Raw genomic sequence first — 25,644 nt, 5'->3', positions numbered from 1 at the left:
GCATGCGCCAAGGCGTTCGCGCGCAAATCCCACAGGAATAATTGGCCCGAAACAAACGTAGGAGCGAGCGTAGCTCGCGATGCGCCGCGCGGGCGGCGCTCGCTCTAACAGGCGCTGCATACCTTGTGGCAAACACCTGTCAGCCCTGATGCATTCCCTGTGGGAGCTGGCTTGCCTGCGATGGGCTGCGCAGCAGCCCCGATCAGTGTGGCATCACCCTCAAGTAAGCAGCATCAGGCACCAAGAGCGGCCATAGGGTGCGAAGGCACCGCCGCCAGCCTCAGGCCAACGCCCGCTGCACCTCGCCAACCGTGCTCGCCAGGCTGCTCAGGTGCAGGCTCAGTACCCGCTCGACAGGCGCCTGGTCCAACGGCCAGTGCAAGGCGATGCTCCCGGCCAGGCGGCCTTCGGCATGCACGGGCAAGGCAATGGCGCGAATCAGGTGCGGCAGGCGTACCGGGTACTCCCAGTGGCCCTCGGTGCGCTGGCCGAAACCTTTGTGTGCCTCTTTCTCGATATCGCGCAGCAACGCATCGTCCCCCAGCCGCGCATCGGCCGCCAGGCGTTGCACCTCCTCCAGCCCCAGCTCACCCAGGCAGGCGCGGCCCATCGCCGAATGGAACAAGCTGGCATGATGGCCGACGATCTGGCAGGTATGCGGGTAACGCTTGCGCAGGATCTGCGGAATGGCGCTTTCCATGACCTCCAGCCGCTGACCATCGAAACACGACAGGTCCACCACCAACCCGGTACGTTCGCTCAACTCCAGCAGCATCGGCGCGGCGCGTTCCACCAGGCGCCGCTTGAAGCGCAACTGGCGGTCACCGTACAAGCGCCGCGAGCACAGCCGATAGCGCCGGTCGCTGAGGCCGCGATAAACCCAGCCCTGCACCTGCAAAGTAGCAAGCATGCGCGACACCGTGGCCTTGGGCAGTGTGGTCAGGTAATGCAGTTCTTCAAGGCCCAGTGCCTGGTGCTCGCCCAGCAGGTCGACGATGGCCAGCGCCCGCTCCACCGAACGCACGCCGCCACCTTCTGCCGTGATGCCCATGGGGATGACCTCCTGGTTGCCAGAGGGTCAGCATAGCCAGCAAAAAGCGCGCCTGGCCAGCACCTCATGGCGCCTGCAGGCTGGGCGGCGGGCAACGTTGCACCCAGCCGGTAAGTTGTTCATGGGCATAGGCCAACTGCAACACGGCATGGTCTGCCTGGGCCGGGCCAATGATCTGCAAGCCCATGGGCAAGCCGCCAGGGTTGAAACCGATCGGCACGCTCATGCTCGGCAAGCCGGCCAGGGTCGGCCCGATCACCACTTCCATCCAGCGGTGGTAGGTATCCATGGGCCGCCCGCCTACCCGCTGCGGCCATGGCAGGCCTGCATCGAAAGGGAACACCTGGGCCGATGGCAGCAGCAGGAAATCGTGATGCTCGAACAGCTCAGCCATGGCGCGGTACCAGTCACTGCGGTCCAGCGAAGCCTGGTACAGCGCTGCAGCACTCAACTGCAAGCCGCCTTCCACCTCCCACTGTGCTTCGGGCTTGAGCAGTGTGCGCCGGGCCGGGTCGGCATAGGCTGCGCTGAGGCTGCCATGCACCAGGAAGTGGCGGTGCGTGAGCCAGCACTGCCACAAGCGAGCCAGGTCGAATGCCGGTTGGCAGGCCTCGACCCGGCAGCCCAGCTCGGCGAAATCGGCCAAGGCCGATTCGCACAGGCTCATCACCCCGTCATCCATCGGCAGGTAGCCGTTGTAGTCCCCCAGCCAGCCCACCCGTACGCCGCGCAGATCACGTTGCAAGCCGGCGGCGAAATCGCGCCGGCCTTCGCTCAGCGCCAGCGGTGCCCGCGCATCTGCCCCGGCCTGAACCGATAACAGCCGGGCCACATCGGTCACGCTGCGGCCCATCGGCCCCTCGGTGGCCAACTGCTGCACGAACAATTCCGGCGCAGGGCCGTGGGGCACCCGCCCCTGCGAGGGGCGCAGGCCGAACACGTTGTTGAACGCCGCCGGGTTGCGCAACGAGCCCATCATGTCGCTGCCGTCGGCCACCGGCAGCAGGCGCATGGCCAGTGCCGCCGCCGCGCCACCGCTGCTGCCCCCCGCCACCCGTGTCGGGTCGTAGGCATTGGTGGTGGTGCCGAACAAGGTGTTGTAACTCTGCGACCCCAGGCCGAACTCGGGCACGTTGCTTTTGCCCACGATCAAGGCGCCACTTGCCCGCACCCGCGCCACACTGATCGCGTCGTGCTGGGGAACCTGGTCGGCGAACAGCGGCGAACCCAGTGTGGTACGCAGCCCGGCCGTGGCCGCCAGGTCCTTGATGGCCTGGGGCATGCCATGCATCCAGCCGCGTGAATGGCCGCGGGCCAGTTCGCGGTCACGTTGGTCGGCCTCGGCCAGCAGCGCCGCGGCCGGGCGCAACGAGACCAGCGCATTGACCCGTGGGTTGCACCGCTCGATGTGCACCAGGTAGGCCTGCATCACCTCGCGACACGACAGCTGGCGAGCGTGTATGGCCTGGGACAAGGCTTCGGCGCCGAGGGCGACAATGGGGTCGATGACAAGCGGCTTCACGGTTTCACTCCAAGGTTGAAGGCAGCCCGGTTGCCCGCCCGGGGTGCGTCTTTCAGGCAGTAGGTAGCCAACAAGGTCAGCAGGCAGGCAAACAGTACATAGAACGATGGCGCCACCGGGGTTCCCAGCGCCTGGGTCAGCCAGGTCACGATCAACGGGGCAAAGCCACCGAATACCATGACGGCCACGTTATAGGCCACCGACACGCCGGTGGAACGCACCTCGACCGGGAACTGCTCGGCCAGGGCAGTCGGCGCCGGGCCGAAGAAACCGCCGATGGCCGTGCACAGCAGCAATTGCATGACCAGCAGGCGCTCCAGGGATGGCGCCGCGGCGACCCAGACATACAGCGGGTAGACCATCACGAAGAATGCCAGGGTGAAGGCCATCAGCACCGGCCGCCGCCCAAAACGGTCCGACAGCGCCCCGGCCAGTGGAATGACCACCGTCATCAGGCCCACCGCGAGCATCTGCACCAGCAGCACCTGGTCCAACGGCAGGCCCAGGCTTTTGTGAGCAAACGTCGGCATGTTCACCAGCACCACATAGAACGACACTGTGGCGCCAGAAGCCAGGCCCATGGCCACCAGCAGGCTGCGCCGGTGTTCACGCAGCACCTGCGGCAGGCTGGGCGAGCGGCCCTTGGCCTGGCGGCGGGCCTCGATGAACGCCTCGGGCTCTTCCATGTGCTTGCGAATCCACAGCCCTACCGGGCCGATCAGCAGGCCCAGCACGAACGGGATACGCCAGCCCCAGCTGTCCAGCGCCGCAGGCGAGCACAGGTGGGTCACCAGCGCCACCAGCGCCGCACCGCCGAACACCGCCAGGCATTGCCCCACCAGTTGCCAGGAACCGTACAGGCCCTTGCGGTGGGCCGGGGCACTCTCCACCAGGAAGGCCGTGGCGCTGGCGTACTCACCGCCCGTGGCAAAGCCCTGCAGCATGCGCGCCACCACGATCAACAGCGGCGCGGCCATGCCAATGGCCAGGTAATCGGGGGCAAAGGCGATCATGGCGATCGACACGGTCATCAGGCGGATGATCAGCTGCATCGCTGCCTTGCGCCCCTTGCGGTCGGCGTACATGCCCAGCAGCACACCGCCCACCGGGCGCATGAAAAAGCCGACACCGAAGGTGGCCAGGGCCATCAGCAGCGAGGCGTATTCATCGTCGGAGGGGAAGAATTGCCGGGCAATGATGCTGGCCAGAAAGCCGTACACGATAAAGTCATACCACTCCAGGGCGTTGCCAATGACGGCAGCCACCACTTGCCGGGTACGCGACACGCCATTACTCGAAGTCTGCATAGGGAGCACTCCACACGGTGTTTGGGTGATCGCCCGGGCACGGTCGCACCCGGGTTCCAGCGGCAGTCTGTAAAAACGGCAGGATCAGGCAGGTGCTAGCCAGCGCTCTGCCAGCGCGCCCCAGTAGGCAGCGCCGGTCAGCAGGATGTCGTCGTTGAAGTCGTAGCCGGGGTTGTGCACCATCGGCCCCGCGACGCCGTTGCCGATGAACAGGTAGGCCCCCGGGCAGCGTTGCAGCATCCAGGCAAAATCCTCGCTGCCCATCAGCTTGCGGGTGTTGGTATCCACCGCGTCGGCGCCCAGCAACTCCACGGCTACCTGGGTGGCGAAGGCGTTTTCTGCCGGGTGGTTGACCAGCACGGGGTACGCCGGGCGGTGCTCGATGCTGGCGCGGCAGCCGAAGCTTTCAGCCTGGTGGGTGATGATCGCCCGCACCCGCTGCAGGGTCTGCGCCCGTACTTCAGCATCCAGCGCCCGCAGGCTCAGGCGCAGCAGTGCCTGTTGCGGGATCACGTTGGCCGCTTCGCCGGCCTGCAGGGCCCCCACCGTCACAACCGCTGCCTCCTGGGCATCGATATTGCGCGCCACCACGGTTTGCAATGCCAGCACCACACTGGCGGCGGCGACCAGCGGGTCGACGGTCAGGTGCGGCATGGAGCCGTGGCCCCCCACGCCGTCCAGGGTTACGGTGAGCAGATCTTGCGAAGCCATCATCGGCCCTTCACGCAAGCCCAGCTGCCCCGCGGGCAACCCTGGCATGTTGTGCATGCCAAACAATGCATCGCAGGGAAAACGCGTCAGCAAGCCATCGGCCAGCATCGCCTCGGCACCACCCTGCCCCTCTTCTGCCGGCTGGAATATCAGCGTCAGTGTGCCGTCGAACTGCCGGGTGGCGGCCAGGTAGCGGGCGGCACCGAGCAGCATGGTGGTATGCCCATCGTGGCCGCAGGCGTGCATGCAGCCTTGGTGCTGGCTGCTGTAGGCGGCACCGGTGGCCTCATGAATGGGCAGCGCATCCATGTCGGCACGCAAGCCCAGGCGGCGCTGGCTGCTGCCATGGCGCAGCACGCCCACTACGCCGGTCTTGCCGATGCCGGTGTGCACCTCGTAGCCCCATTGTTCCAGGTGGCGGGCGACCAGCGCTGAGGTGCGGTTTTCTTCGAAGCCCAGTTCCGGGTGGGCGTGAATATCATGGCGGATTGCGTGCAGGTCGCTGGCCACCTCGTTCAGCCAGGCCAGGATGTGCTGATGTCGGGACATGTGCAGTCTCCTTGTGCGGGTGGTTTCCCGTTCTTGTTGTTCGCCTTGAGGTCACGACGGGTGAGGCAGGTCGTGCTGGCTGCCAGCTAAACCTGGCCTGCCGTGGCACACAACCGAAACTGGTTTCATGCTGCGGAACAAAAGCCTGGTGCTGGTGGTGCTCCATCCGCAGCCACGCATAGGAAACCGTCGCTGGCGCATAGGTTACAGACGCGAATGATTCTCGGTCAGGCGATACAATGCCGGCCGTTGCGTGCCCGTGCGGGGTGCGCGTTGCCAACATCGAGGAACGGGCATGGCCAGAACAACGCTGGTGGGGGTTTTCACAGGGCTGGTGGTCGCAGGCGGTATGACGCCGACGAGCGCGAGCGAACGGCTGGTGCTGGAAGACACGGTGGTGGCCAGCGACAAGCTTGAACAAGCCCGCGACCAGTTGCCTGCCAGCCTCTCGGTGATCGACGCCAGGACCCTGCAGAGCACACCGGTGGACTCGCTGGAACAACTGGTGCGGCGCACCCCGGGGTTCACCTTCCAGCCCTTTGGCCAGTCGGGCACGCAACTGCCGGTGGTGCGCGGCCTGACCTCCAATGCCACGGCCTTCTCCAACTCGCTGCTGATGCTGGTCGACGGCGTGCCGGTGTTGCGCGGCCAAGGCTTCGACAATGACCTGGTGGGCGTCGAGCGCGTGGAGATCCTGCGCGGTCCGCAATCGGCACTGTACGGTCGCAACGCCGAGGCCGGCGTGCTCAGCGTGTTCACGCGCCAGCCGGGCGACGCCGACTACGCCCGGGTGGAAACCGGGCTGGGCAGCCGTGACAAGCGCCTGGTCAGCGCCGACCTGAGCACCGCGCTGATAGAAGGCACCCTGTATGCAGGCGCCGCCGGCCAATGGACAAGCCAGGACGGCTACCTGGACGACGACTTCGCCGGTGGCCAAGCCGACGACCGCGAGCGCCAGAGCGGCCGCCTGACCCTGCGCTGGACGCCGGACGCGCTCACCGACGCGACCCTGCGCTACAGCACCCTGAAATACCGCGACCAGGCCGCGCAATGGGGCAGCCGCACGGGCCGCGACCGGGCAGTGAATTCCGGGCTGGCCGGGCGTAACCACTCCAGCGGCGACACCTGGTCGCTGGACCTGCACCGGCAACTGGGCGGCGACTTGGAACTGCGCTCGATCACCGCACGCAGCGTGTTCGACGACCGTCTACGCCAGGACACCGACTTCCAGCCAAGCGACCTCATGCACCTGGCCCGCGACTACCACTTCGAAACCCTGAGCCAGGAACTGCGCCTGAGTGGCAGCCACGGGCAAGGCCGCTGGCTGCTGGGCGCGTATGCCGACCGTGAAGACCACGACCTGGATTACCAGCAGAAACTGCCGATGGGGCTCAGCCGCACCCAGGCCGGCCTGGGGGGCAATACCGCCGCGCTGTTCGGCCAATGGCTGCAGCCGCTGTCCGGGGCCTGGTCGTTGACCTTGGGTGGCCGCTATGAGTACGCACGTGCCTGGATCGACCCGGCAGGCAACCGCAACCAGTCCGACAGCTGGCAGCACTTCACCCCCAAGGTGGCATTGCAGTATGCGCTGAGCGACGATGCCCAGGCCTACGTCAGCTACAGCCAGGGCATGCGTGCGGGCGGCTTCAATGCCTTCGCCAGCAGCGCCGGCAACCCGGCGTACGACCCGGAGCAGGTGCGCAGCCTTGAGGTGGGCCTGAAGGGCCTGACCGCGGACCAGCGCCTGCGCTACTCAGCGGCGCTGTACCGCATGCAGGTGCGTGACATGCAGGTACAGCAACTGGTGCAGCAGGGGCTGGTGTACATCACCAATGCGGCGGCGGCGACCTCCACCGGCCTGGACCTGGACCTGGAATACCTGCTGGGCGAACGCTGGACCCTCACTGCAGCGCTGGGGCTGAACCGCACCCGCTTCGAGCGGTTCCGCGAGGGGAGCAACGACTACGAGGATAACCGCAACCCGTTCGCCCCGGACTTCACCGGCCACCTGGGCCTGCGTTACGACGCCGATGCCGGCTGGTACGTACAGGGCGCGCTGAGTGCGGTGGGCAAGGTGTATCTGGACGCTGCCAATACCTATCGGCGCCCTGGCTACGGCCTGGTGGACCTGAGCGCTGGCTACCGCTTCGGGCAGTACACCGTCAGCACCTACGTCGACAACCTGCTGGACAAGCGCTACGACGCCCAGGGATTGCTCAATGGCGCTGTGACCGTGTACAGCCCGCCACGCGAGGTGGGGATGAGGGTCAGCTTCGAGCTGTAGGGGGGGCGCGCCGCTGCGACCCACGCCATGGCCCGCAGCGGCGCCCTGACCGGGCTCAGCGCTTGCGCCCGAAGATCGACTTTGGTGACCGCCCGAAATAGCGGGTGAACGCCACGGTGAAGTTGTTCGGGTATTTGTACCCCACCTGCCACGCCGCCTGCGCCACCTGTTGCCCGGCCTCCAGCAAGGTCATGGCCTTGCGCATGCGCAATTCCAGCAGCATGCGTGCCGGTGTGGTGTCGAACAGGTAACGAAACCCCTCCTTGAGCTTGTGTTCGTTCATGCCCACCGCCGTGGCCAGGTAATCCACGGTCAACGGCTTGTCCAGTTGCTCGCACAACAGGTTGCGCGCCCGCTCGATACGCTGCACGTCGCTGGTACTCAAGGCCGCGGCGGCGCTGGGTGGCGGCGCCAGCAGGTTGAACTGCTCGGCCAGCAGGCTGAGGGTGTGGATATGCAGGTCCAGCCGGTGGGCCGGGTCCAGACCGCCCGGTTGCAGGTAGCGCACCAGCGCGGCGGCATGGGCTTGGGCGGCCTGGGAGCTGGGCCGGAAATCCAGGCGGTGCAACCGGCCGCTGCCCAGCACTTCAGTGGCCCGTGCCTCGCCCACGTACTTGCACAGCGTCGCGTGGTCGATCACCACGCGCAGTTGCGAAGCGGTTTCGTTGGCCTGGTACCGGCGCTCGCCAGGCGTGGCACGGAAGGCGGTGATGGTGGTGTGCCCCGCCTCGAACGCCAGGGTGCTGCCGTCCTGGCCGATGAAGCCGGATTTTCCCTGCAGCCCCACCGTCACCACCATCACGTGGCCGTCATGCGGCCCGCAGGTCTCCTCCACCAGCGGGCGTGTGGGGTGGTAATGCAGGCGCCCCAGCGACAGGCCTTGCTCCAGTTGCAGCAGGTCGGTGTGGCACTGCCCGTAGGCTTCGTCCAGTTGCAGGCGCAGGCGCCCGTCGGCGCTCAGCGAACGGTGCCGGGGCTGGTCCAGGCCCAGGCGGCAGGTGGCGTTGCTCGTGTTCATGAAGACATCCCTGAGGATCTGCGGCCGTCGCACCGCATAGAAACGGCTCCGGCTCGCATATTTTATGTGAATGATTCTTATTTAATATATACCACCCTTTGAGCTGATTCGGCCATGCCCCGTTTCGTTCCTTATCCGTGGGCCCGCAACGGCCACACACGCGACAACTACAGGAAGTTACCGTGACCCGACTTGCACCCCGCCCCCGCGACCCGCACCCCACCGCCACCCACCCCTTGCAAGCCTGTTGGGACCTGCAACTGGGAGGGCTGGCGGCCGACGCCTTGCAGCTGGCGCTGGCACACGGCCTGTTCGATCACCTGCAGCAATACCTCGCCCCCGCCCAGGTGGCGCAGGCCCTGGACTGGCATGCCGAGAGCGCCGACTACTTCCTCGAACTGCTGTGGAGCCTGGACCTGCTCGAACGCCATGCTCAGCGCCCGGCGCGCTACCGCAATAGCCCGCTGGCCGACCGCCACCTGCGCAGCGACGCGGTCCAGTACTGCGGCGATGCCTTGATGTTCCGCCACCGCGTGCTGCGGGAAACCGGCGCACAACTGGACGGCTACCTGCGCACGGGCATGCCGCGCCAGGCGCCGAGTACCGCCCAGCTCGACCAGGGGTGGGCCAATGCCGCGCGCTTGCAGATCGCCCAGGAACAACGAGCGGTCACCTGCGACAGCGCCTGTGCCTTGCTGGCCAGCCTGCCGGAGTACCCACGCCTGCAACGCCTGCTCGACCTCGGCGGCGGGCCGGGCCTGGTGGCCATCGCCCTGGCCCGACAACTGCCGGCGCTCAGCGGCGTGGTCCTCGAATACCCCGAGACGGCACAGGTGGCCGCCGACAATATCGCCGCCGCCGGCCTGGGCGCCCGGCTGAGCGCGCGCGGCGCAGACCTGAACAGCGACGACATCGGCAGCGGCTACGACCTGATCTGGTGCTCGTCGGTGCTGCACTTCGTCGACGACCTGCCGGCCACCTTGCAGCGCCTGCACGCGGCGCTCGCGCCCGGTGGCCTGCTGGTGTGCTGCCAGGCTGAAGTGCCCCAGGCCCGTCAGGTCGCGGCCCAGGTGCTGCCCTACTACCTGCACATGCGCCTGCAAGGCCGCCACGTACTGGCCGAGGGCGAGCTGGCGCAGCTGCTGCGCGACAGCGGCTGGCGTGGTGTAGAGCAGGTCGATGGCGTGCGCTACCCACTAACGCCGGTAACGGCAGTCATCGCCCGCAAGGCCAAGGAGTGACACCATGACCCGCCCCCCTGTCATCGCCCTGCAACTGCTGTTCGGCTGGCTCAACCTGGCCTTGGCCGTGCCGAGCATCTACCTGATGTTCGGCCTGCCGCTGGTCATGCGCCAATACGGCTGGAGCGGAACCGAGATCGGTCTGTTCCAGCTGGCCGGGTTGCCGGCAGTGTTCAAGTTCCTCATGGCCGTGCCGGTGCAGCGGGTGCGCCTGGGGCGCTCGCCGTTGCCGCGCTGGCTGGCGTTGCTCGGTGGCGTGCTGATCGTGCTGTACGCGCTGATCGCCCGCGACAACCTCATCGAACAGCGCCTGGCGCTGTTCGCCATGACCTTCGCCATCAGCATCGTCGCCACCTGGATGGACATCCCACTCAATGCCCTGGCGGTGCAATGGCTGCCGCGCCACGAACAGGTGCGTGCCGGCAGCATCCGCGCCGCGGCCTTGTTCGTGGGTGCGATCGTGGGCGGCGGCGCGATGTTGCTGGTGCAGTCGCGCCTGGGCTGGCAGGCGCCGTTCGTGATCATGGGCGCGGCATTGGCACTGGGGGTGCTGGCGCTGCTGCTCGTAGCCAGGCGCCTGCCGAGCGTGCCCACACCGGCGGCCATGGCACCGGGCCTGGTGGCCGATTGGGCCGGCTTTTTCGGCCAGCCGGCGGCACGCCAGTGGACTTGGTTGCTGCTCAGCGCCTTCCCGTTCATCGGGGCGGCCTGGCTGTACCTTAAACCCCTGCTGCTCGACCAGGGCATGGCCCTGGAGCAGGTGGCCTGGCTGGTGGGCATTGCCGGGGGCACGCTGGGCGCATTTGCCAGCCTGGTGGGCGGGCGCCTGATTCCGCTGCTGGGCACGGCACGGGCGATTGTCCTGTACCTGCTGGCGGCGCTGCTGGCCTTGGGGGTGCTGGGCCTGGCGGTGTGGCTGCGGCTGGGCCAGCCCTGGCTGATCGCCGGTGCATTACTGCTGGCCTTGGCCATGGGGGCGGTGTCGGCGCTGATGTTCGGCCTGACCCTGTTCTTCAGCCGCCAGCAACGCAGCGCCAGCGACTATGGCCTGCAGTCGAGCCTGTTCGTGGTCACCCGCCTGGCTGCACCGGTGCTCGCCGGCCTGCTGCTCGACCGCCTGGGCTATGGCGGCCTGTTGGCCAGCCTGGGCGCTGGCCTGGCGCTGGCGCTGGTACTGGCGTGGCGGGTGCGCCACAGCATCGCCCGCAGCACCGACGCCCTGTTGCGCACCCCCGGCGACGCCGCCCCAGGCACCGCTTCCATCACCCTTGAGGGCAAACCATGAAGCCACACCGCTACGGCATCTGCCTGATCAGCCGCGATCCGGCGCTACGGGCCGACGTCAGCGCCGTGCTCGACCGGCTCAACCACTGGCTGGGGCATGAGACCCCGCACGCCAGCCAGCACTGGCCCGACGCCCAGTTGCAGAGCCTGTACCGACAGGTCGCCGGCCAGGCCGAAGCCTACCTGCGCCAACAGGCCAAGCCAGGGGCGCTGGCCCTGCAACTGCTGGCCTTCGACGACCTTGCCCAGGCCCAGGCGGCGCTGGCCACCGCCTGCCCCTGCGACCACGTGCTGCTGGACACCCGTGACCTGCAAGCGCAACCCGAGCACGACCCCTTGGGCGCCCTGCTCGACACCCAGCCCGAAGCCCGCCGCTCGCCCAGCAGCGCCGTGCTGCTGTGCCATGCGCAGCACCTGCAGCACTGGCTGACCCGCCTGGGCGGCAACCGCCTGCTGCGCGTGCCCCACGAAGACCGCGCGCTGCGCCGCGCCGACCTGCTGCGCCTGTTCGTCGACCACCTCGAGCACGCCTACTGCAACCGCTTGCTGGCACGCACCACCCTGCAATCGGCTGAGCCGGTGAGCCTGGCCCGCGACATCCAGCAGCGCATGACCCAACGCTGGGGCCAGGCCTGGGATTGCCATTTCTTTACCGGCTCCATGGTCGCCGGCCTGCTCGACTCGCTGGGCGAACTGCTGCGGCCAACCGCCTGCGGTTTCCACAGCGCCTGCAACGAGCACGCCCTGGCGGTCAGCGCCCTGGCCGGCTGGCAGCTGTACCAACGGGCCTACGTGATCGTGATGACCTCGGGCATGCTTGACGAGATGCGCGGCACCCTGGCCAACCTCAAGCGCGCCGGTGCGCCGGGCCTGGTGGTCTGCGCCGACTCCCCGGAGTCGGTCTGGTTCGCCTTCCAGGGCACCCTGGACGCCGACAACGATGGCCATCAGGTCATCGCCGCCCGCGGCCTGTGGCAGCGCTTCGTGCGCCGCCCGGATGAAGCCGCGGCCTGTGTCGAACAGGCCTTCGCTGCCCTTGACCAACGCCCGGCGCCGACTTTCCTGTTCGCCACCCAGGCGGTGCTCGAATCCCGCGCGCAGTTGGAAGGCCCGCCCCCGCCCATGCCCGCCACAGCCATGCAGCAGGCGCTTACGGCACCGGAGTTGGCGGCGCTGGAGCAGTTGCTGGCGGTGATCAACCACACGCCTTCGCGCCTGCTCTGGCAATGCGGGCGGCTGGCTGCCGACGAGCGCCAGCGGGTGGTCGAACTGGCGCGCCGCGCTGGCATCGCGCTGGCCGACAGCATTGTCGCGCCCGGTAGCGTATGCGCCTATCAGGACCAGGAGCCGGTGCCCAATTACCTCGGGCCGCTGTCGATGTACGGATTCAGCCGCCGCGTGCACGCGTTTCTCGAAGGCACCGACAACGAGCCGGGCAAACCCTGGCTGATGTTCGTCAAAAGCAAGATCGACCAGTCCGCCACGCCCTACTCGGAAGGTCGCCTGCCCAGGCTGTTCCACATTGCCCAGGTCAACCACCAGCCCGGCCATATCGCGCCGTTTTGCGAGCTGCCAGTGCCGCTGGCCCTGAACAGGGTGCTCGACTACCTGGAGCCGCGCCTGGCCGTACCGGCCGCGCTGCTGCGCACCCGCCGCGAGCGGCTGCAAAGGTTGCAGCGCACCCGCGAGGTGCTGCCCAGCGACCAGATCGAAACCCTGCCGATGACGCCGAACTACTTCTTTCATCGCCTCGGCCAGTTGCTTGGCGAGCTGATCGAGCGCGATGGCTACCGCTACACCGGTGTCTACGACGTGGGCCGTTGCAGCCTGTCGGCCCTGCGTAACCTGCCCCGTACCGACGCCGGCTTCTCCGGTTGGTACGGCCGGGCGCTGATGGGCGATGCGCTGATGTCGCTGCCCTACATAGCCCTGAACGACGAACGCCATGTGCTGGCGTTCATTGGCGACGGTGCCCGCGCCCTGGTGCCGGACATCGAGCAGCGCCTGGCGATGAGCCTGGCCAGCAGCGCCGATGCCGGCCGGCGCAACGTCACGGTGATGTACCTGGCCAACGGCGTGCTGTCGATGATCCAGACCTACCTGGACAAACGCTATGCCTGCCACGGCGCCAGCCAGGTCAACGTGCCGCTGGCCGAGGGGCCGCTGTGGGAAGAGCGCGCGTTCGGCCCGCTGCGTGTCTGCCGCGCCCGCCTGCTGCAGTTCTGCCCCGACACCCTGCGCCAGGCGCTGACTGCGCCGGGGCGCCTGAACTTCTTCGACGTATGGCTGGGCCACAACTCCGAGGGCGATGGCTTGAGCCTGGTCTCGGAAACCGCCTGGAGCCGCCTGAACATGGAAAACTGCTGATGAAATTCGGATTCATTGCCCACCCCACCTCCACCGGCCTGCTGCATCAGGTCAAGCTGGTGGACATGCTCGACCGCACCCTGGAAGAACAGGCCTGGGGTTTCCAGGCCGAGCGCTGGCAGCAGCGCAACCTGGTGCCGTTCATCGATTTCGGGCGCATCGTCAGCGCCTGTGGCGCCGAGTGCTCGGGAATGCTGCAGTTCATGCCGCTGACCGCCGAGCAGATGCTGCGCCAGCCGCGCGCGATTGCCGAACGGGTGCTGCAGGGCGTGGCCGCGCTCAAGGCCGAAGGCGCCGAACTGGTGGGCCTGGGCGGCTTTACCGCGATCGTCGGCAACCGCGGCGTGGCGACCATGCAGCAGGCTGAGGTGGCCGTTACCACCGGCAACTCGCTGACCGCCTTCGCCGCCTACGCCAACCTGATGGACAGCCTGCGCCTGCTGGGCATCGCCGCAGCGGACGCCGAGGTGGCGGTACTCGGCTACCCCGGGTCGATCGCCCTGGCCGTGGCGCGGTTGCTGGCCGAACAGGGCTGCCGGCTGCGCCTGGTGCACCGGGGCAACGCCCAGCAGGCCCAGGCGCACCTGGACTACCTGCCCAGCCAGTACCACGCCCAGGTCACCCTGCATGACAACCTTGAAGACTGTTACGCCCAGGTGCGCTTCTATGTAGCCGCGACGTCCAGCGGCGGCCTGATCGACCCACGCCGGCTGCTGCCAGGCTCGGTGGTGCTGGATGCCGCCTTGCCCAAGGACGTGATGGACGTGCCCCACCAGCGCCGCGACATCCTGCTGGTGGACGCCGGCCTGGTCTCCGCCAGCCCCGCCGTGCACCTGGGGCTGCGCAGCCTGGGCCTGGAGCCCAAGCGCAGCCTCAATGGCTGCCTGGCCGAAACCATGATCCTGGCGCTGGAGGGCCGCGCCGAGCCATTCTCCCTGGGCCGTGAGTTGCCGGTGCACAAGGTGCTGGAGATCGGCCGCATCGCCGAGCGTCACGGCTTCAGCCCTTCGCCCATGACCCATGACGGCGAAGTGCTCGCCAGCGAGGCCTTCGACCGCCTGCACCGCCACCACCACCCGCGCCGTGCGCTACGCGCCAGCGACGCCACCGACGAGCCCCTGGCCTTGCGCCGCGAAGTGCTCAACAGCTTTGCCGAGCACATCAACCCGGTGCTGCGCGAGTTCTACCGGTTCAACCACATCGAGCGGGTATTCAGCCAGGGCCAGGGCTGCTGGCTCACCGACCTGGACGGCCGGCGCTTTCTCGACTTCGTCGCCGGCTACGGCTGCCTCAACACCGGCCATAATCACCCAGCCATCAGCCAGGCCTTGCAAGGCTACCTGCAGGCGCAATTTCCCACCTTCATCCAGTACCTCTCGGCGCCATTGCACGCCAGCCTGCTGGCCCAGCGCCTGGCGGCACTGGCGCCCGGTGGGCTGAACCGGGTGTTCTTCAGCAACTCCGGAACCGAGGCGGTAGAGGCGGCACTGAAACTGGCCCTGGCCGCCAGCGACAAGCGCAGCGTGGTCTACTGCGACAACGGCTACCACGGCAAGACCCTGGGCGCACTGTCGGTGACCGGCCGGGCCAAGCACCGCACCCCCTTCGAGCCCCTGCTGCCGCGCTGCGACAGCCTGCCCTTCGGCGACCTGCACGCGTTGCGCAGGCGCCTGGAGCAAGGCGACGTGGCTGCCTTCATCGTCGAGCCGATCCAGGGCGAAGGCGGCGTGATCCTGCCACCGCCTGGCTACCTGGCTGGGGTTCGTGCGCTGTGCGATGAGTTCGACTGCCTGTGGATACTCGACGAGATCCAGACCGGCCTGGGCCGCACGGGCAAGCTGTTCGCCTGTGAGTGGGACAATACCGCGCCAGACATCATGGTGCTTTCCAAGTCGCTGTCCGGCGGCCTGGTGCCAATCGGTGCCACGTTGTCGCGCGACGCCGTGTGGGAACGTGCCTATGGCGATATCGACAGCTTCGCCCTGCACACCTCGACCTTCGGTGGCGGTAACTTCGCTGCCGCCGCGGCCCTGGCGGCGCTGGATGTGCTGGAGCAGGACGGCCTGTGTGCCAATGCCGCCGAAGTGGGGGCGTTTCTGCAGGCCGGCTTGCAGCACCTGGTGGACCGCTACCCGTTCCTGGTGGCGGTGCGCGGCCGCGGGCTGATGCTGGCGATCGAGTTTCACCAGGACATGCGCGGCGGCGTGCAGGCGTTGGTCAAGGAACTGGCGGGGCGCATACCGGGCCAGGCCATGGCCACCTACCGCATGCTGTCGGGCGCTGCCCGCGCGCACCTGGAGGCCGCCGCCCAGGCATTGGAGCAGAACCTGGAAGACATGTTCGTGCTGCGCTTCATGACCAAGCTGTCCGAGGAACATGGCGTGCTCACCTTCGTTACCGCCAACAACAACCGGGTGATGCGTATCCAGCCGCCGCTGGTGCTCACGCGCGAGGAAGCCGAACGCTTTCTGAGCGCCTTCGCCAGCGTCTGCGAGGACTTGGCCACGTTCCAGTCCTGAGCCACGGGGGCTGCCACGCAGCCCGTTTGCGCCCTGCCACCGCCCCGCCGACAAAACCCATAGTTTTACCGCGCTTTGCCATACGAATCGGGCCGCTCGGCGGATTGAACCGGCGGCCCACACAATTGAAAATGGTTCCAGTTCGTATCTACTGAATGGAAGAAAGCGATATGACCTTACCGCCTCTGGTCGAGCCCGCAGCCGAGCTCAGCCGCGAAGAAGTGAACCGCTACAGCCGTCACCTGTTGATCCCCGACATCGGCGTACTCGGCCAGCGCCGCCTGAAGAACGCCAGGGTGCTGGTGATCGGCGCCGGCGGGCTGGGCTCGCCGACCCTGCTCTACCTTGCCGCAGCCGGCATCGGCACCCTGGGCGTGATCGACTTCGACCGGGTCGACGAGTCCAACCTGCAACGCCAGGTGATTCACAGCGTCGACACCCTCGGCGAGCTCAAGGCCGAGAGCGCTCGCCAGGCCATTGCCCGCCTCAACCCCCTGGTCAAGGTGCACACCCATACCGAACGCCTGGAGGCGGACATGGCCGTGGAGCTGTTCAGCGGCTACGACCTGATCCTCGACGGCACCGACAACTTCGCCACCCGCTACCTGGTCAACGACGCCTGCATCCTGGCCGACAAGCCCTACGTATGGGGCTCGATCTTCCGCTTCGAAGGCCAGGCGTCGGTGTTCTGGGATAATGCCCCGGGCGGTCGCGGCCTGAACTACCGCGACCTCTACCCGGAGCCACCGCCGCCGGAGCTGGCGACTTCCTGCGCCGAAGGTGGCGTGCTCGGCGTGCTGTGCGCGGCCATCGCCTCGATCATGGCTACCGAAGCGATCAAGCTGCTGACCGGCATCGGCGAGCCACTGCTGGGCCGCCTGATGGTCTACGACGCGTTGCAGATGAGCTACCGCGAGCTGCCCTTGCGCCGTTTGCCGCAGCGCCAGCCGGTCACCGCCCTGGGCGACTACCAGGCGTTGTGCGGGCTGGACCGCCCCGCTGCCAGTGATGCAGCGCCCGTGCCGCAGATCAGCGCGGTGCAGCTCAAGTCGCTGCAGGATGCCGGACGCGCGCCGGTGATCATCGACGTGCGCGAGCCGACCGAATGGGACATCGTGCGCATCGACGGCGCGGTGCTCATGCCCAAGTCTGCGCAGGTGGCGACGCAGATCGTCGAGCGCTACGGCCACGACACCGACCTGGTGATCACCTGCAAGTCGGGCATGCGCTCCAGAGCCGTGGCCGGCGACCTGCAACGGCTCGGCCACGGCAGGGTGCGTGACCTGCAAGGCGGCGTGCTGGCGTGGGTGCGCGAAGTGGAACCGGCCCTGCCGAGCTATTGAGGGCGCCCGCATGGTTCTGCGCATCACCGCTCAGGCCCTGGAACAGGTAAGGCACCTGGCCCAAGCCGCGCATCCCATCGAGGCCTGTGGGCTGATTGCCGCCGCCAGCGGCGAGCCGCTTGCACACAGGGTGGTGCCGATGCGCAACCAGGCCGCCAGCCCCACCTGGTTCAGCTTCGATCCGCGCGAGCAGTTGCAGGTCTGGCGTGAGCTGGATCAGCGCGACGAAGACTGCCGGGTGATCTACCACTCGCACACCGCCAGCGAAGCCTGGCCAAGCCGCGAGGATATCGCCCTGGCCAGCGACCCCCAGGTGCATTACCTGATCGTCTCGACCTGGGGCGAGGCGCGGCACGCCGCGCGCAGCTTTCGCATCATCGACGGACGGGTGTTCGAAGAGCCCCTGTGCGTCCAGCCCTGACCCTTGCCGGCACCCCCGGCACAACGTGTACCACAAGGAGAAAAGCATGTCGGTTTCCGTGATCGTCCCCACCCTGCTGCGCCCACTCACCCACGGCCAGAAGCAGGTCCAGGCCCAGGGCGATACCGTGCGCCACATCATCGAGCACCTGGACAGCCGCTACCCCGGCATCAAGGCCCGCTTGGTGAAAGACGACCAGGTGCACCGTTTCGTCAACATCTACGTCAACGACGACGACATCCGCTTCGCCGACGGCCTGGCCACGCCTATCCGCCCCGGTGACCAGCTGACCGTACTGCCCGCCGTGGCCGGCGGCTGACCCACCGCTCACCGCTTCGCGGGCCCGCCCGCGAAGCCTGCTCGCCCGTAACCTGTCCGCGAGATCCGCCATGTCCCGTATGCTAGATGACGCCAGCCTCGGCTGGCGCAGCGGCCCCTCCCTGCCCGGCTGGCAGGGCCTGAGCCGCGCCCTGCAACACCACGGCCAGTGCCTTGGCCTGCGTGCCCTCGACGGCCTGGCCGAAGGGGCCGCGCTGCAGTTGGCCCACCCTGATCTGCACCCCGTTCACATGCGGTTCGTTGCACCGCCAGGTATGCCCCTGGAGAGCACCAGCGAGTTCATACAGCAAGCGGCCTGCGGCCTGATGTCGGTGCACGGCCGTGCCAGCGGGCGCCCGCAAGCACTGGGCGTGGATTACCTGGCCGCCCTCAACGCCGCCCTCGCCTGGCAGGCCAGCCTGGCTGCCGCCGTCGGCCAGCTGCGCGGCGGGCAGTTCACCCAGGTAAGCCTGGACCCGCTGCGCGGCGGCCTGCTGAGTATCGGCCAGTACCTGGCTGGCGCAACCGCACCGGAAGACGCCGAACGGCTGCTGCCGGGGCAGGACGACGCCCTTGCCCGCCCGCCGTTCGTTTCCCTGGAAGGCACGGCCTTCGAACTGGAAACCCTCGACAGCCAGCCCTGGCGCCACTTCTGGCACGCCCTCGGCTTGCCCGACAGCCTGGCCGGCAAAGCCTGGCAGCACTTTCTGCTGCGCTATGCCAAGGCCGTGGCGCCGATGCCGGCCGAATGCCTGGACGCACTGGCGCGCCTGCCGCTGGCGCAGATCCGGCAGCAGGCGCGGGCCAGCGGGGTAGCGCTGGTGGTACTGCGCAGCCCGGCGCAGCGCCAGGCCGATGCCGACTACCCGGCCAGCCTGCATACCCCCTGGCGGCTGACACCCGGCCCGCAGGCACCGCTGCGGCCAGCCCCGCGCCCAGCCGCGCTACCGCTGCAAGGCCTGCGCGTGCTGGAGTCATGCCGCCGTATCCAGGGGCCGCTGGCCGGGCACCTGCTGGCCATGCTAGGTGCCGAGGTGATCCGCCTGGAGCCGCCAGGCGGCGACCCCCTGCGGCACATGCCGCCCTGCGCCGATGGCTGCTCGGTGCGCTTCGACGCGCTCAATCACCTGAAGACGGTACGCGAAGTGGATATCAAGTCCGCTGCAGGTCGCGCCGAGATCCGCGCCCTGTGCGCCGACGCCGACGTGTTCCTGCACAACTGGGCCCCCGGCAAGGCCACCGAGCTGGGTCTGGATGCCGCCGACCTGCAGCTTGCCCGGCCGGGCTTGGTGCATGCCTACGCCGGTGGCTGGGGCGATGCCCCGGTATCGGCGCCCGGCACCGACTTCACCGTGCAGGCGTGGTCCGGCGTCGCCGAGCGCATCGCCCGCGCCAGTGGCACACGTGGCGGCACGCTATTCACCGCGCTCGATGTCCTGGGTGGTGTGATCAGCGCGCAAGGCATCTGCGCCGCGCTGCTCGACCGCAGCCTGCACGGGCGCGGCAACCAGGTACACAGCTCGCTGCTGGGCGCCGCCGACCTGTTGCTGGCCACCCCCTGCAACAGCACCCCGCCCAGCCTGCTGCAAGGCGTGTTCGAGACCGGCGACGGCCTGCTCGCACTGGACTGCCAGACACGCCAGCAGTGGCAAGCGCTGGGGCAACTGCTGGGCGGCACCTGCACCCCCGCAGAGCTGCCCCGGCGCCTGGCCAGCGCCGACGCCCGGCACTGGCAGATGCGCTGCCAGCAGGCTGGCATTGCCGCCAGCCAGGTGCATCAGGACCTGGCGTGCCTGGCCAACGACCCGCGCCTGGCCGACTGCTTCGGTCAGCGCGCCTACCGATCCGTTCAATCACCCTGGAGTTTCACATGAACACTGCCGGCATCATCGACCTGGTACCCCAGGCTGCCCGTCGCCGCTGGCGCGAAGACGGCAGCTACCCTAATCGCGACGTGTTCGACCTGTTCCGCGAACGCGCCCGGGAAACGCCGGCCAAGCCGGCGGTGCTGTCCCCCGAGGGCGACGTCAGCTATGCCGAACTGCTGGGCGCAGCCCTGCGCCTGGCCGGCAGCCTGCGCCAGTCGGGCATCGTTGCCGGCGACGTGGTGGCCTACCAATTGAGCAACAGCTGGCGCTGCTGCGCCATCGACCTGGCGGTGGCGGCCCTGGGCGCCATCGTCGCACCCTTCCCGCCGGGGCGCGGCAAGCTCGACATCCAGGCGCTGGTGCGCCGCTGCGATGCCCGGGCGGTCATCGTACCGGCCACGTATGCCGACATCGACCTGTGCGAGGTCATCGAGTCGCTACGCCCAACCCTGCTCTCGTTGCGCGTGCTGATCGTAGACGGCGCACCGCGTGCAGGCTGGTCGACCCTCGACGCCCTGTTCGAGCATGCGCCGATCGACAGCACCAGCCTGCCGCGGGTATGCCCGGACTCGCCAGTACGCCTGCTGGTGTCTTCCGGTACCGAATCCGAGCCCAAGCTGGTGGCGTATTCGCACAACGCACTGATCGGTGGACGGGGGCGCTTCCTGCAGCGCATCAGCGATGACGGCGCCGAATTCCGCGGCCTGTACCTGGTCCCGCTGGGGTCCTCGTTCGGCTCTACCGCCACCTTCGGCGTGCTCAGCTGGCTGGGCGGCTCGCTGGTGGTACTGCCGCGCTTCGAGGTGGGCGAGGCGATCAAGGCCATCGCGCGCCTACGCCCAACCTTCATCCTTGGCGTGCCGACCATGCTGCAACGCATCGCCGCCGACCCGGCCCTGGCGCAGATCGACACCTCCAGCCTGCGCGGGCTGATCTGCGGCGGTTCGGTGATCGACCAGGCCACCGTGCTGCGCTGCAGCGAAGCGTTCGGCTGCGGTTTCATCAGCCTGTATGGCTCGGCCGACGGGGTGAACTGCCACAACACCCTGGACGACCCGCTGGAAGCGGTGCTGGGCAGCGTGGGCAAGCCCAACCCGGCGGTCTGCGAAATACGTATCGTCGACGACCTGGGCCGCGAAGTGCCCCAGGGCAGCGTGGGTGAAATCACGGCACGCGGGCCGCTGAGCCCGATGCAGTACGTCAATGCGCCTGAGCTGGACGAGCGCTATCGCGACGCCGAGGGTTGGGTGCGCACCGGCGATCTGGGGTTCATCGACGCGGCCGGCTACCTCAAGCTCGCCGGGCGCAAGAAGGACATCATCATCCGCGGCGGCGCCAACATCAGCCCGGTGCAGATCGAAGGCCTGGCCATGGCCCACCCGGACGTGGTGAGCGTGGCCTGCGTGCCGGTGCCCGACCCAGACCTGGGCCAGCGCGTATGCCTGTGCGTGACCCTGCGCGACGGCGCCCCGCGCTTCGCCCTGCAGGACATCACCGGGTTCCTGCGCGAACAGGGGCTGGAAGTGAACAAGCTGCCGGAATACCTGCGCTTTTATCGCCACCTGCCACTGACACCGGCCGGCAAGGTCGACAAGCGTGCCTTGGCCGCCGACGCAGCCGGGCTGGGCGAGCCCGTGCGGCAGGTGGGCTGAGCCATGGCCAACGAGCACGTCATTGAACTGGCGCAACGGGTACGCCACTTCGTCGAGCGGCAGATTTTGCCCCGTGAGGCGGAGCTGGGCCGCTGCGACGCGGCGGCGGCGCGGCTAAGCGCCGAACTGCAGGCGCAGGCCAAGGCCGCCGGGGTATTCGGCAATTTCTACCCCGTGGCCGACGGCGGTCGCCTCGCGCGCCTGAGCGACTACCTGGAGGTGGCCGCCGAAGAAGGCCGCAGCGAGTTCGCGCCGGCGATTCTCGGCTGCGACGCCACGCTGGACTGCCACATGCTGGCACGCCACGCCAACCCAAGCCTGCGCGAGCGCGTGTACCTGCCGCTGGTGCGCGGCGAGCAAGTGCCCTGCTATGCCATGTCCGAGCCCGACAGCATCGGCTCGATCCCGGCCACCCTGAACAGCCGCGCCCAATGGCAAGGCGACCACTGGCGGCTGACGGCGCGCAAGTGGTTCATCTGCCGTGCCGAGCGGGCAGATTTCGCCACCGTCATCGCCCGCACCGACGAGGGCCCGTTGCAGACCGGCCTGTCGATGCTGGTGGTGCCCTGCAACAGCCCAGGCTTTCGTTTCGTGCGGCCACTGGCGCTGCTAGGCCGTCAGCAGGGCCAGGGCGAGCTGCACCTGGAGGCGGTGCGGGTGGAGCCTGACCAGGTGCTGGGCGCGCCAGGCCAGGGCCTGATGCTGATGCAGCAACGCCTGGGCCTCGGCCGCCTGTTGCGCGCCGCCCACTGGCTGGGCCTGGCCCGGCGCTGCTTCGACGATCTGTGCGCGCGGGTGCACTCGGCCCGCGGCGCGCAGGCACGGCTCGCCGACAAGCAACTGGTACGTGCCCGGGTATACCGCTGTTACCGCGAGATCGCCGCGGCCCGGGGCCTGCTGCGCGAGGCAGCGGCCACCTTCGATCGCGGCCAGGCCAGCGCCATCGAAGTCAACCTGGCCAAGCTGGCGGCCTCCGATGCGCTGTCGCTGGCCGTGGATTCGGCGATCCAGATAATGGGCGCCGAGGGCCTGAGCGAGCTGTCGCCGCTGTCGGGCATCTACCGCGGCGCCCGCACCGCGCACATTCTCGACGGCACCGACGACGCGCTGATCAGCACCCTGGGGCGCGACCTGCTCCAGGCCACGCGCCCCGGCCGCGCCTTCGACGTGCTGACCCCTTCCGTACCTTCGCCTGCCAAGGAGGCCCCATGAAGCGGCATGTTCCGCTGGCCGCCCTGCTCACCTGCGCCATGGGCCTGCCGATGATGGTGTTCTATGCGCTGGGTGTACTCGGCCCGCAACTGATTCAAGCGCTGGGGCTGGACCGTGAGCAACTGGGCTGGCTGACCACCAGCGCATTCGGCCTGGCGGCGCTGCTCTCGCCATGGGCCGGGGCGCTGGTACAGCGCATTGGCTCGCGCCGTGGCTTGCAGGCGCTGTTCATGCTGGTGGCACTGTCCTTCAGCCTGGTGCTGGTGCTGCCGGGCTTCGTCGGGCTGGTGATCGCCCTGGCCTTCTGCGGCGTGGCCCAGGCGCTGGCCAACCCGGCTACCAACCAGGCCATCGCCCAGGCGGTGGACGCACCGCGCGCCAGCCTGGTAGGCATCAAGCAGGCCGGGGTGCAGGCCTCGGCGCTGCTCGCCGGCCTGGCCCTGCCGGTGCTCAGCCAGGCCCTGGGCTGGCGCATGGCGCTGGGCTGCTGGGCGCCATTGGCGCTGCTGCTGGCGCTGCTGGTCGCTCGGCAGATCGCCCCGGCGCCCCAGGCGCATCGACCGCCCGTACGCGTACAGCGGCCCAACGGCTGGCTGCTGCGGCTGATGGCCATCCAGGGCTGCGCCGGGCTGTGCCTGTCGGCCTTCATCACCTTTTTTGGCGTGCATGCCAGCAGCCTCGGTGTGACGCCCGCGAGTATCGGCTTGATGATCAGTGCGTTCGGCGTAACCGGTGTGCTTTCACGGCTGCTGCTCACGCCGTTGGGCGCGGCTTTCAGGGATGAAACCGTGTTACTGGGCGGCCTGTTCCTGTTCGCCCTGGCGACGATCGTGTTGATGCAACTGGCCACGCCCGCGCGCCACTGGCCCCTGTGGGCCGCGGTGGTCGGAATGGGCCTGAGCCTGGTAGCCAGCAACGCGGTGGCCATGAGCATGCTGCTGCGCGAACCGCGCTTCGGCGGAGTTGCCAGTAGCGCCGGGCTGCTGTCGCTGGGGTTCTTTGGCGGTATCGCACTGGGCCCACCGCTGTTCGCCGTGCTGCTGCGCCAGCCCGGCGGCTTCACCGCGGGCTGGACACTGCTGATGATCGCCTTGTGCCTGGGCGCCGGGCTATGCCGCAGCCTGTACCGGGCGCGGCAGGTGTCGGAGGGCTCCGCCGATGCCGGAACAGCGTAAACGCGAGGCGATCATCGAAGCCCTGCTGGCGCCCCTGCCGCGCATCTCGCAGCAGTGCGATGGCCATTTCCCGTTGTACCGCGTCGATCGGGACTCGCCCTGGAAACTGTCGCGCCGCGGCTCCTGGCTGGGCGGCTTCTGGGCCGCGCTTTGGTGGCGGCGCGCCCAGGCCAGTGGCAATGCGGTGGATGTGGCCGAAGCACGGACCTGGAGCGCCCGGCTGGCCGCACAGCTTGGCGAACCGAGTGTTAACCGCAGCTTCGTGTTCTGGTACGGCGCCGGCCTTGCCGCCCGCCAGTCGTGCGATGAGCAGGCCCGTGGCCTGGCCACCCAGGCGGCCGCGGCACTGGCCGCGGACTACGATCCACAGTTGGGCGGTTGGTGGCTGGGCACAGGGCTGGGGGCTGGCGAGGCTGGCGCCAGGACCTTGGACATCGACGCACTGGCCCCGACGCTCGCCCTGCTGCATGCCAGCCCGGACGCCGACCATTGGGCCCTGGCACGCCAACACCTGCAGCGTTGCCTGAACAGCTTGTCCGAGCCCTCGGGCGCCTGGGCCAATCAGGCCCTGTTGCTGCCAGGCGGTAACTGGCAGCGTACCGCGCCAGGCCAATGGGCACGGGGGCAGGCCTGGGCGATGCTGGGGCTGGCCGAGGCCGTAGGTCGCTATGGTGGTGAGTACGCCGAGGCCGCAGGCCGGGCCTGCGAGTACTGGACCCAGCGCTGGGGCGCTGCCGCCGCCAGCGGCCGCCCACGCGCCGACGAGGCCGACCCCTGCGCCATCGCCATCGCCTCGGTGGCCTTGCTGCGCCTATGGCAATGCCTGCCGGGGCGTAATGCCTGGTGCGAGCTGGCCTGCCGGCAGATAGCCGGGCTGCTGACAACGTCGGTGCGGCACGGCTGCTTCATCGGCCACCGCTATCGCCTTGATGCACAGCGTACCGGCCTGGTGGAAACGCCCTGCGCGACCTTTTTCCTGGTCGAGGCGCTGCGCGCCCAGGGTCAGGTACTGGCTGGCGACGGCGGCGTGGCGGGGTGGTGAGCGGCGGGCGTGCCGGGGCGTTCGCCTTTGGACAGATCGGCCTTGCAGCAAACCGAAGTTTTTGTGAGTGGAGTTGCCCCTACCACAGAGCTCAATGGCACAATTTCACCCACCGGTGCGGCAATGCAATACCTCACACCTAATCGTAGCGAATGGGGCACTCCAAAATTGATAGGCACCCTTTCCAACTAGGGCTGAACATGAACACCGAAAAACTCAAACAGAAGTCGGTCAAGCTTCGCATGTTGATCGACAGCCTGAAGGCACAGGACCCCGCTGCCATGAAATTGAGCGTAGAGCTAGAGCCGCTGCTGCATGCGGCAGAGCGACAGCTGATCCATTCCGCCATGGAATGGCGCGACATCCCGGGTCGCTACCTGTTCACTGAAGAAGGCTTGCAGCAGTATGGCGATCTCGAGCATGCGTTTGCAGAGTTTGGCATTGAGTTGACAGGTGGAGAGTCACCTACATTGGCCCGACTCAAAGCAAGTATGGGGGAGAAACCCCAATAAGATAGCAACTGATTTCCTTTATGTTTTGGCTTGAACGCGCTTGATAGTCCCTTCGGTATTACAAATAGGGTGAAAGCCGGGCTGCGCGATGCGGGGCCCTCCACTCGACCTGAAGATGGCCAAAGTCGTGAGGCGCGAGCGCAGTACTGGAATATCGATGTAGATCTGGCGCCAACGAGCCAGCGCCGAAAAATGCATGGTGGTGGCCGCCCCCAAATGCCCAGCCGAGAGTGATTCGGTAGAAGGGG

Annotated in this window: 19 protein-coding genes; 14 read left to right on the top strand and 5 right to left on the bottom strand. The window is 68.1% G+C overall.

Features of this window, described 5'->3' with window-relative positions:
* Positions 1 to 280: 280 nt before the first annotated feature.
* The 4 genes from FPB55_RS11200 to FPB55_RS11185 form a co-directional block, all read right to left on the bottom strand.
* Complete coding sequence (locus FPB55_RS11200) at positions 281 to 1,051, bottom strand: helix-turn-helix domain-containing protein (RefSeq protein ID WP_029886042.1); 771 nt, start codon at positions 1,049 to 1,051, stop codon at positions 281 to 283.
* Positions 1,052 to 1,115: 64 nt separating this feature from the next.
* On the bottom strand, positions 1,116 to 2,573 hold the full coding sequence (locus FPB55_RS11195; RefSeq protein WP_144188158.1) for an amidase: 1,458 nt from the start codon (positions 2,571 to 2,573) through the stop codon (positions 1,116 to 1,118).
* Complete coding sequence (locus FPB55_RS11190) at positions 2,570 to 3,880, bottom strand: citrate-proton symporter (RefSeq protein ID WP_144188156.1); 1,311 nt, start codon at positions 3,878 to 3,880, stop codon at positions 2,570 to 2,572. Before FPB55_RS11190 ends, FPB55_RS11195 begins: the two co-directional genes overlap by 4 nt.
* Positions 3,881 to 3,964: 84 nt before the next feature.
* Positions 3,965 to 5,140 carry a M20 aminoacylase family protein gene (locus FPB55_RS11185; protein WP_144188154.1) on the bottom strand — a complete coding sequence of 392 codons (1,176 nt, stop codon included), beginning with the start codon at positions 5,138 to 5,140 and terminating at the stop codon, positions 3,965 to 3,967.
* Positions 5,141 to 5,435: 295 nt separating this feature from the next.
* Here FPB55_RS11185 and FPB55_RS11180 point away from each other — a divergent pair, with 295 nt between their 5' ends.
* Entirely contained in the window at positions 5,436 to 7,424 is a 1,989-nt protein-coding gene (locus FPB55_RS11180; RefSeq protein WP_144188152.1) for a TonB-dependent receptor, read from the top strand.
* Positions 7,425 to 7,479: 55 nt separating this feature from the next.
* Here the strand turns inward: FPB55_RS11180 and FPB55_RS11175 are convergent, their stop codons facing one another.
* Entirely contained in the window at positions 7,480 to 8,442 is a 963-nt protein-coding gene (locus tag FPB55_RS11175) for an AraC family transcriptional regulator (RefSeq protein WP_125855299.1), read from the bottom strand.
* A gap of 182 nt (positions 8,443 to 8,624) precedes the next feature.
* On the opposite strand from FPB55_RS11175, the gene FPB55_RS11170 reads away from it, so the two are divergent.
* The 13 genes from FPB55_RS11170 to FPB55_RS11110 all read left to right on the top strand — a co-directional run bounded on the left by FPB55_RS11170 (position 8,625) and on the right by FPB55_RS11110 (position 25,396).
* Positions 8,625 to 9,683, top strand: a complete 1,059-nt coding sequence (locus tag FPB55_RS11170) for a class I SAM-dependent methyltransferase (protein ID WP_125855298.1) — start codon at positions 8,625 to 8,627, stop codon at positions 9,681 to 9,683.
* A 4-nt stretch (positions 9,684 to 9,687) separates the two neighbouring features.
* A complete protein-coding gene (locus tag FPB55_RS11165) occupies positions 9,688 to 10,968 on the top strand; it encodes an MFS transporter (RefSeq protein ID WP_029886048.1) in 1,281 nt (426 codons plus the stop codon).
* Entirely contained in the window at positions 10,965 to 13,334 is a 2,370-nt protein-coding gene (locus tag FPB55_RS11160; protein WP_125855297.1) for a thiamine pyrophosphate-binding protein, read from the top strand. The genes FPB55_RS11165 and FPB55_RS11160 overlap by 4 nt, the downstream gene beginning before the upstream one ends.
* Positions 13,334 to 15,853, top strand: coding sequence for an aminotransferase class III-fold pyridoxal phosphate-dependent enzyme (locus FPB55_RS11155; protein ID WP_125855296.1), 2,520 nt, complete (start codon positions 13,334 to 13,336; stop codon positions 15,851 to 15,853). Before FPB55_RS11160 ends, FPB55_RS11155 begins: the two co-directional genes overlap by 1 nt.
* Before the next feature lie 170 nt (positions 15,854 to 16,023).
* On the top strand, positions 16,024 to 17,196 hold the full coding sequence (gene moeB, locus FPB55_RS11150) for a molybdopterin-synthase adenylyltransferase MoeB (RefSeq protein ID WP_144188150.1): 1,173 nt from the start codon (positions 16,024 to 16,026) through the stop codon (positions 17,194 to 17,196).
* A 10-nt stretch (positions 17,197 to 17,206) separates the two neighbouring features.
* Entirely contained in the window at positions 17,207 to 17,617 is a 411-nt protein-coding gene (locus FPB55_RS11145) for a M67 family metallopeptidase (RefSeq protein ID WP_009681733.1), read from the top strand.
* Between the two features lie 46 nt (positions 17,618 to 17,663).
* Positions 17,664 to 17,936, top strand: coding sequence for a MoaD/ThiS family protein (locus FPB55_RS11140; protein WP_125855294.1), 273 nt, complete (start codon positions 17,664 to 17,666; stop codon positions 17,934 to 17,936).
* A 70-nt stretch (positions 17,937 to 18,006) separates the two neighbouring features.
* On the top strand, positions 18,007 to 19,809 hold the full coding sequence (locus tag FPB55_RS11135) for a CoA transferase (RefSeq protein WP_125855293.1): 1,803 nt from the start codon (positions 18,007 to 18,009) through the stop codon (positions 19,807 to 19,809).
* Positions 19,806 to 21,455, top strand: a complete 1,650-nt coding sequence (locus FPB55_RS11130; protein ID WP_009681730.1) for a class I adenylate-forming enzyme family protein — start codon at positions 19,806 to 19,808, stop codon at positions 21,453 to 21,455. Before FPB55_RS11135 ends, FPB55_RS11130 begins: the two co-directional genes overlap by 4 nt.
* 3 nt (positions 21,456 to 21,458) lie before the next feature.
* A complete protein-coding gene (locus FPB55_RS11125) occupies positions 21,459 to 22,667 on the top strand; it encodes an acyl-CoA dehydrogenase family protein (protein ID WP_029886054.1) in 1,209 nt (402 codons plus the stop codon).
* Positions 22,664 to 23,842 (top strand): MFS transporter, encoded by a 1,179-nt coding sequence (locus FPB55_RS11120; protein WP_144188148.1) that lies wholly within the window; start codon positions 22,664 to 22,666, stop codon positions 23,840 to 23,842. The genes FPB55_RS11125 and FPB55_RS11120 overlap by 4 nt, the downstream gene beginning before the upstream one ends.
* A complete protein-coding gene (locus tag FPB55_RS11115) occupies positions 23,826 to 24,884 on the top strand; it encodes a hypothetical protein (RefSeq protein ID WP_054881960.1) in 1,059 nt (352 codons plus the stop codon). Before FPB55_RS11120 ends, FPB55_RS11115 begins: the two co-directional genes overlap by 17 nt.
* Positions 24,885 to 25,084: 200 nt before the next feature.
* A complete protein-coding gene (locus tag FPB55_RS11110) occupies positions 25,085 to 25,396 on the top strand; it encodes a hypothetical protein (protein ID WP_033690092.1) in 312 nt (103 codons plus the stop codon).
* Positions 25,397 to 25,644 lie beyond the last annotated feature (248 nt).

Source organism: Pseudomonas sp. BJP69 (genome assembly GCF_007633355.1).
Taxonomy (GTDB): Bacteria; Pseudomonadota; Gammaproteobacteria; order Pseudomonadales; family Pseudomonadaceae; genus Aquipseudomonas; species Aquipseudomonas juntendi.
Note: the sequence above shows the minus strand (reverse complement) of the source record. Positions and strands in the feature narration are given on the sequence as shown.